The following is a 6516-nucleotide window of genomic DNA, read 5'->3' on the forward strand; positions in this document are numbered from 1 at the left end:
GGCGAGTTCCGGCACGTTCCGGCGCGTTCCGGACAGATTCCGGGACGGTTCCGGGCACGCCTGCGGCCCCCGCAACCGTCCGGCCCTGTCGCCTCGTCCTCCTGAACACGGGGGCGGGGGACGAGGCCTACGGACCTCAGGAGACACGATGGCTCTCAGCAGGACGATCCGGCGCACGGTTGCCGCGGCTGCGGCCGCATCCGCGCTGGTGGTGGGGACGGCGCTACCGGCGGCGGCCGGCGGCACCGGGCACGGCGCGACGAGGACGGCGATGGGGGCGGCGCTCCGGGCCGAGGACCTGCCCGGTGTGATCGCCACGGCCCATACGGGGCACGGGACTTGGTCCGCAGCCGCCGGTGTGGCCGACACCTCGACGGCGCAGCCGCGCTCGCCGAGGGAGCGGTACCGGATCGGGAGCGTGACGAAGACCTTCGTCGCCACCGTGCTGCTCCAGCTCCAGGCCGAACGGCGGATCGACCTCGACGACACCGTGGAGAAGTGGCTGCCGGGCGTCGTCGGCGGCAACGGGAACGACGGGTCGAAGATCACCGTCCGGCAGCTGCTCGCCCACACCAGCGGCCTGTTCAGCTACGACGAGGACCCGGGGCTGGCCGAGCTGCTGTTCACCCCGGCCTTCCTCGCCCACCGCTACGACACCTACCGTCCGGAGGAGTTGGTGCGGATCGCGATGTCGCACCCGCCGCAGTTCCCCCCGGGGGCGCAGCGCCAGTACTCCAACACCAACTTCGTCCTGGCCGGGATGCTCATCACCCGGGTGACCGGGCACCCCTACGGCGAGGAGATCGAACGGAGGATCATCCGGCCGCTCGGCCTCTCCGCCACCAGCCTGCCCGGCACCGCCGCCGGCCTGCCCCGACCGCACGCCCGCGGCTATTCCACGCTCGCCGGCGGCACCACCCCGCCGGTGGACACCACCGAACTGAACCCCTCCTGGGGCGGCGCGGCCGGGGAGATCATCTCCACCGGCGACGACCTCACCCGCTTCCTCTCCGCGCTGATGCGTGGACGACTCCTCCCGAAGGCCGCCCTGGACGAGATGCTCGGCGGCGGCGCCGACGCCAAGCGCGGGCTGGGCATCGGCGGCGCGACGCTCTCCTGCGGCGTCACCGTCTGGGGCCACGAGGGCGGCATCCACGGCTCCTCCACCCTCGCCCTGACCACCCGGGACGGCGGCCACGCGGTGGCGTTCAACGTCAATGCCGACTGGTTCACCGGCGAGCTCGGACTCGCCGAGGCCGAGTTCTGCGGCTGACCGGATGACGAAAGAGGCGGCCCGGCCGAGCACCGCTCCCCCGCCGGGCCGCCATCGGCTCCGGCCCGGCCGGGCCAGGCCACCCCCGGCTTATCCTTCAAGAAATCAACACAATCAGGCTTAAGGGCCACTTACGGTTTCAGACATTGACGTGTCCGGGCCCGGGCGGGAGGGTGACGGCTGGGCGGTGCAGTCCGCGCCGCCAACCCAACCCCACACCCCCGGAGCCCTCGTGATCACTCGTCGGACCATGCTCGGCGCCTCCGTCGCGGCCCTGACCGCGCCCACACTCTTCGCCCTCTCGCAGACCGCGGACGGCAGTACCACGCCGCAAAGGCTCGACGTCGACCTGGCCAACACCGTGTCGTCCCAGCCGGTTTACGCCTACGTCCTGGGCCTCGACCCGGCACAGGGCAACAGTTGGGCCTTCCTTCGCTCCGACGGCAGCACGCTCTACCACCCGCCCTCCCCCGCCTCGCCGGGTGCGCCGCTCGGTGCGGACTGCGCCATCGCGCTCGGCACTGCCGGCGGTGCCCCGCGGCGGATCCACCTGCCGTACCTCTCCAGCGGGCGGATCTACTTCTCCGTCGGCCGCGAGCTGGTCTTCCGGATCAACCCGGGCCCGGGCATCGCGCTGCCCTCGGTGAGCAACCCGAGCGACCCCAACATCGGTACGTCCTACGGATTCTGCGAATTCACCTACGGGCCGGACCAGTTGTACGCCAACATCAGCTACGTCGACTTCGCCGCCGTCCCGATCGCGTTCGACCTGACCACCGGCGACGGGCGGCAGAGCGTCAGCGGCCTGCCCGCCGGCGGCCTGGAGTCCGCCGCGAACGCACTGCGTACGCAGGCCACCGTCGACGGCGGCGACTGGGCCCGGCTGATCGTCCCGGACTCCGCCGGCCGGACGCTGCGCATCCTCAGCCCCAACACGGCGATCAGCGCCAATCCCTCGCTGTTCAACGGCTATCTGGACAGCTACCTCACCGCCGTGTGGCAGAAGTACCGCAACACCGACCTGGTGATCGACACCCAGGCGGGCTGGGGAACCGTCACCGGCCGGGTCGGCAACGGCGTGCTGACCTTCCCCGGCGTCGGCGGCTTCGCCCAGCCCTCCACCGCCGCCGTCTTCAACTGCAGCTCGGCGCCGTTCACCACCGGGAACGACCTGATGGGCAACCTGAGCGCGCGGCTCGCCGCCGCCCTCAACCGCACCACCCTGCTGGACAATCCGCACCAGCCGAACGGCGAGAACCCGGCCGCCTTCTACACCGCAGCACGCACCAACCACTACGCCCGCATCCTGCACGCGGCCAACCCCGACCACCTCGGCTACGCGTTCCCCTACGACGACGTCCACCCGGCCGGCGTGGACTTCGAGGGCAGGGTGCAGTCGGCAAGCCCGCGCCTGTTCTCCGTCACCGTCGGCGGCGGCCACGGCCCGGCCGACCCCACGCCCTCGCCACAACCCGGGGGCGGGACCAGCGCGTTCGGCACCATCCAGGCCGAGTCCTACAGCTCACAGTCGGGCACCGCGGTGGAGAACTGCGGCGACACCGGCGGCGGCCGGGACGTCGGCTGGATCTCGAACGGCGACTGGCTCGGCTACGCCGGCGTGGACTTCGGCAGTTCCGGCGCGACGCGGCTCCAGGCCCGGGTGGCCTCCGGCGCCGCGCCCGGGGTCAGCGGGCTGGTCCAGGTGCGGCTGGACAGCCCAACCGCCGCACCGGTCGGCAGCTTCGCCGTCGCCAACACCGGCGGCTGGCAGAGCTGGCGGACGGTGCCCACCGACATCGCCCGGACCACCGGAAAGCACACCGTGTACCTCACCTTCGCCAGCGGGCAGAGCGCCGACTTCGTCAACCTCAACTGGTTCACGTTCGGATAGGGCGTTCTCCCCGCGGACTTCGGGACGCCGGCGTCCGGGGGCGCTGGTGCCCCTGGAGCAACTCTGACACCATCTCAGCGAGGTGAAGGGACAGTGTGCCAACTGTTCACCTCGGCCACACCGACGTGGCTGCAGAAGTGTCCAAGAGATTTGAGGCCCGCTTTGAAGACCGTACGGAACCGCATACCTCACCTGGTGACGGTCGTGCTCATGCTCCTGGGCATGATGACCGCCGCCGCGCAAGCACAGGCGGCCCCGCAGCGACTCACCGGTAGCGCGACCGTGTGCTCCAACTCTCCCATCCCCGCGGGGTGGGTCATCACAAGTTCGTACAGCAGCAGCGGCTGTCCCGGCACCGGCGTCGCCTACACGATCGCCGATGTGGCCAACCAGACGTACGCCACGGTCTGCTCGATGTCCCCCATCCCCGCGGGGTGGGTCGTCACCAGCTCGTACAGCAGCGCAGGCTGCGCCGGCACCGGCGTCGCCTACACCATCGCCAACACCGCCAACCAGACCCGCGCCACCGTCTGCTCGATGTCCCCCATCCCCGCAGGGTGGGTCGTCACCAGCTCGTACAGCAGCGCAGGCTGCGCCGGCACCGGCGTCGCCTACACCATCGCCAACACCGCCAACCAGACCTACGCCACCGTCTGCTCGATGTCCCCCATCCCCGCAGGGTGGGTCGTCACCAGCTCGTACAGCAGCGCAGGCTGCGCCGGCACCGGCGTCGCCTACACGATCGCCAAGCTCACCACCCAGACCTACGCCACCGTCTGCTCCTTCTCCCCCATCCCCGCAGGATGGGTCGTCACCGGCTCGCAGAGCACCAGCAGCTGCGCCGGCAGCGGCGTGGCGTACAACATCCGGAAGGCCTGACCACCAGGCTCAGCCCAGGGCAGCGACCAGTAGGTCACCGGAGATCGGCCGCCCTCGTGGTTCACGAGGGCGGCCGTTTGCCGTACCTGCCGACGGAGACCGGCACGGCCCGGAGTGTCAGTCGGTGCCGAACTCTCCCGTCCGGACACCGGCGATGAACGAGTGCCAGGCATCGGCCGGGAAGACGAGAGCGGGTCCCTCGGGGTCCTTGGAGTCACGGACGGGGACGACGCCGGGAAGGCTCGCGGAGATTTCGACGCACTGGCCGCCGTTGTCGGAGTACGAGGACTTGACCCAGGACGCACCGGACAGGTCGGGGTTCATGGGGCTAGCTCCTTCCGAGCCTTGTGGATCAGTGCCAGGGATGCCGCTTTGGGCAGGGCTTCCACCACCAGCTGATCGTACTCCCTCTCCCATGCCGTGATCGTTTCTCGCTTCCGCTCCAGATGGCCGCGAGCGTGTGACTCGGCATAGCCGACGACCGAGCCGTCCGGGAGGTCGAGCAAGGTGACCGGCATCTTGAAGGGCAGGTGCTCGCCCAGGTGGAAGGGCGCCACCTGGACGGTGATGTTCGGCCTCGCCGCGAGCTCCGCGATGTGGTCGAGCTGCCGAAGCATGACGGCCTTTCCGCCGACCGTCCTGACCAGGCAGCTCTCGTCGAGCACCACGTGGATCAGCGGCGGCTTCGTCCGCTCCAGGAGACGCTGACGGGCGGCCAGGAAGTCGACCCGCTGCTCCGCCGCCGACTGGGTGATCGCTCCACGTTGGACGGCCGCGTAGGCCAGCGCCTCGGCGTACTCGCGCACCTGGAAGAGGCCCGTGACGATCGTCAGGGCGAGTTCCCGCAGCCGACGGCACCGGGCCTCGGCCTCGGCGAACTCGGGGAATCCCTCCAGCAGACTCGCTTTGGCGTGCCGGCGCCAGAGTTCGTAGAACGTCCCACCCGTCTCGAACACCTCGTCGGCTTTAACAGCGAAGTTCTTTGTTGGAGCACGCTTCGCTCGTTCGACGTACGACACCAACGTGTTGGAGTACCCCATCCGCTTCGACAGCCCGACCTGGGACCAGCCCCGCGCCCGCCGCGACCTGTGGAGTTCCTGCCCGAATCGGATCGCCGGCGAGGAGATGACATCAACTGTCGTCTGTCCCATAAGAACTGAGGACCTTTCACATGACCAACTGGTCAACGGTGGAACCCTGGCCATCGTACGTCCCACCGGGCCACCATGGCTACACCCGGTGAGAGATCCGGGACTCACAGCGACCATGGGAGACAACATGCCCAGCTGCCCCCGTATGCCCGCGGACGCACCGAAGGTGGGTGAGGTCGTCCGGGACCTCGCGCACCGGAACGCCACGGGCGCCCCCACCGAGGGCGTCTACATGGACACCCTCAACGGGTTGGCCTACCTCCGGCCCGAGCCCGGCGGTTGCGAGTGGACCACCGGCCCGGAGTACGTCCAGCGGCTCGAACGCCCCCCCTACCTGGTCGTCCAGCACCCCAGCCGGCCACGCGCGAACGACACGGTGGCGTGAGAGTCATCGCCGGCCTGGCGGCCTGCTACGGCCGCCACCAGGCCGCCACCCGCCGGGCGTGACGGCGCCGGAAGACGGACGGCGGCCGCCCCGCGCCTCGAAGGCGCGGGAGCGACCGCCGGGTGGCGCACTACCTCAGAACTGCTCCACCCAGTACGGCGCGACGGTCATCCATCCGTTGCCGGTGGCGCCGTTGAGGCGGCCGGAGCTGGTCCGGGCCAGGGTGTACCAGGACTCCACGTAGTCCGGGTCGTCGGTCCACCAGGAGCTCGGCAGGGCGGCGAGCACCGCGTTGACCAGCGGGATGTACGCGCCCTGGTCGGCGATGGTGAGCAGCACCGCGGCCACGGCCTGGGCGAGGGCCAGGTAGTTGGTGTCGCCGTCGTCCTCCATCAGGACCACGTCGGCCAGGTTGTACTTGTAGTTCGACCAGTTCACCAGGATCTGGTTCGGGTTGTACACGGTACCGTCGTAGCGCAGGTAGGGCATGGCGACCGAGTCGACCCGGACCTTGCCGTCCTGCCCGAAGCCCGTGACCAGGCTGAACATCTCGGCCGCGCCCTTGAACCACGGCTCCTGGTCGTCGGAGACCTCGATGCTGTCGATCTTGGTGGCCCACCAGCCGCCGGCGGCCTGCGCGCCGGCGAGGCCGCGCGCGGTGAACTCCCTGCGCAGCACGTCGACACCGGCCGCCATCGCCTTCGACGCGTCGATGTCGACGAGGTAGACCGGCCGGTCGGGGACCGCGGTGGCGTCGAGGGTGTGGACGCTGCCGTCGGTGTCGTAGGCGCGGACGGTGCGTGCGTGGTCGTCGGCCACGGCGGTGGCCACCAGCGGCGTGGCACCGGCGTCGAGGGCCGCCCGCATCGACGCGTCGGCCAGCTGGACGCGCAGCAGCGGGCCGAGGCCGGCGTCGAGGCCCTTGGCCCCGGCGATC

At 70.5% G+C, this 6516-nt stretch carries 7 protein-coding genes; 4 read left to right on the forward strand and 3 right to left on the reverse strand.

Annotated elements, in window-relative coordinates; translation table 11 throughout:
• Positions 1-148: 148 nt before the first annotated feature.
• The 3 genes from MCM47_RS27365 to MCM47_RS27375 all read left to right on the forward strand — a co-directional run bounded on the left by MCM47_RS27365 (position 149) and on the right by MCM47_RS27375 (position 4043).
• A complete protein-coding gene (locus MCM47_RS27365; RefSeq protein WP_238864373.1) occupies positions 149-1273 on the forward strand; it encodes a serine hydrolase in 1125 nt (374 codons plus the stop codon).
• Between the two features lie 232 nt (positions 1274-1505).
• A complete protein-coding gene (locus MCM47_RS27370) occupies positions 1506-3164 on the forward strand; it encodes a beta-1,3-glucanase family protein (RefSeq protein WP_238864374.1) in 1659 nt (552 codons plus the stop codon).
• Positions 3165-3359: 195 nt separating this feature from the next.
• A complete protein-coding gene (locus MCM47_RS27375; RefSeq protein ID WP_238864375.1) occupies positions 3360-4043 on the forward strand; it encodes a hypothetical protein in 684 nt (227 codons plus the stop codon).
• A gap of 117 nt (positions 4044-4160) precedes the next feature.
• On the opposite strand, the gene MCM47_RS27380 is transcribed toward MCM47_RS27375, so the two are convergent.
• Entirely contained in the window at positions 4161-4367 is a 207-nt protein-coding gene (locus MCM47_RS27380; protein WP_238864376.1) for a DUF397 domain-containing protein, read from the reverse strand.
• Positions 4364-5194, reverse strand: a complete 831-nt coding sequence (locus MCM47_RS27385; protein WP_238864377.1) for a helix-turn-helix transcriptional regulator — start codon at positions 5192-5194, stop codon at positions 4364-4366. Before MCM47_RS27385 ends, MCM47_RS27380 begins: the two co-directional genes overlap by 4 nt.
• 127 nt (positions 5195-5321) lie before the next feature.
• Between MCM47_RS27385 and MCM47_RS27390 the strand changes: the two genes are divergently transcribed.
• Complete coding sequence (locus tag MCM47_RS27390; RefSeq protein ID WP_238864378.1) at positions 5322-5579, forward strand: hypothetical protein; 258 nt, start codon at positions 5322-5324, stop codon at positions 5577-5579.
• A 135-nt stretch (positions 5580-5714) separates the two neighbouring features.
• Here MCM47_RS27390 and MCM47_RS27395 read toward each other — a convergent pair.
• Positions 5715-6516, reverse strand: an 802-nt coding sequence (locus MCM47_RS27395) for a DUF3103 family protein (RefSeq protein WP_238864379.1), incomplete at its 5' end; no start/stop codon positions are given.

It is taken from the genome of Kitasatospora sp. A2-31 (genome assembly GCF_022288725.1).
Classification (GTDB): Bacteria; Actinomycetota; Actinomycetes; order Streptomycetales; family Streptomycetaceae; genus Kitasatospora.

Coding starts and splice junctions, on each gene's coding strand:
- MCM47_RS27365 (WP_238864373.1), top strand. CDS start 149: ATGGCTCTCAGCAGGACGATCCGGCGCACGGTTGCCGCGGCTGCGGCC.
- MCM47_RS27380 (WP_238864376.1), bottom strand. CDS start 4,367: ATGAACCCCGACCTGTCCGGTGCGTCCTGGGTCAAGTCCTCGTACTCC.
- MCM47_RS27385 (WP_238864377.1), bottom strand. CDS start 5,194: ATGGGACAGACGACAGTTGATGTCATCTCCTCGCCGGCGATCCGATTC.
- MCM47_RS27390 (WP_238864378.1), top strand. CDS start 5,322: ATGCCCAGCTGCCCCCGTATGCCCGCGGACGCACCGAAGGTGGGTGAG.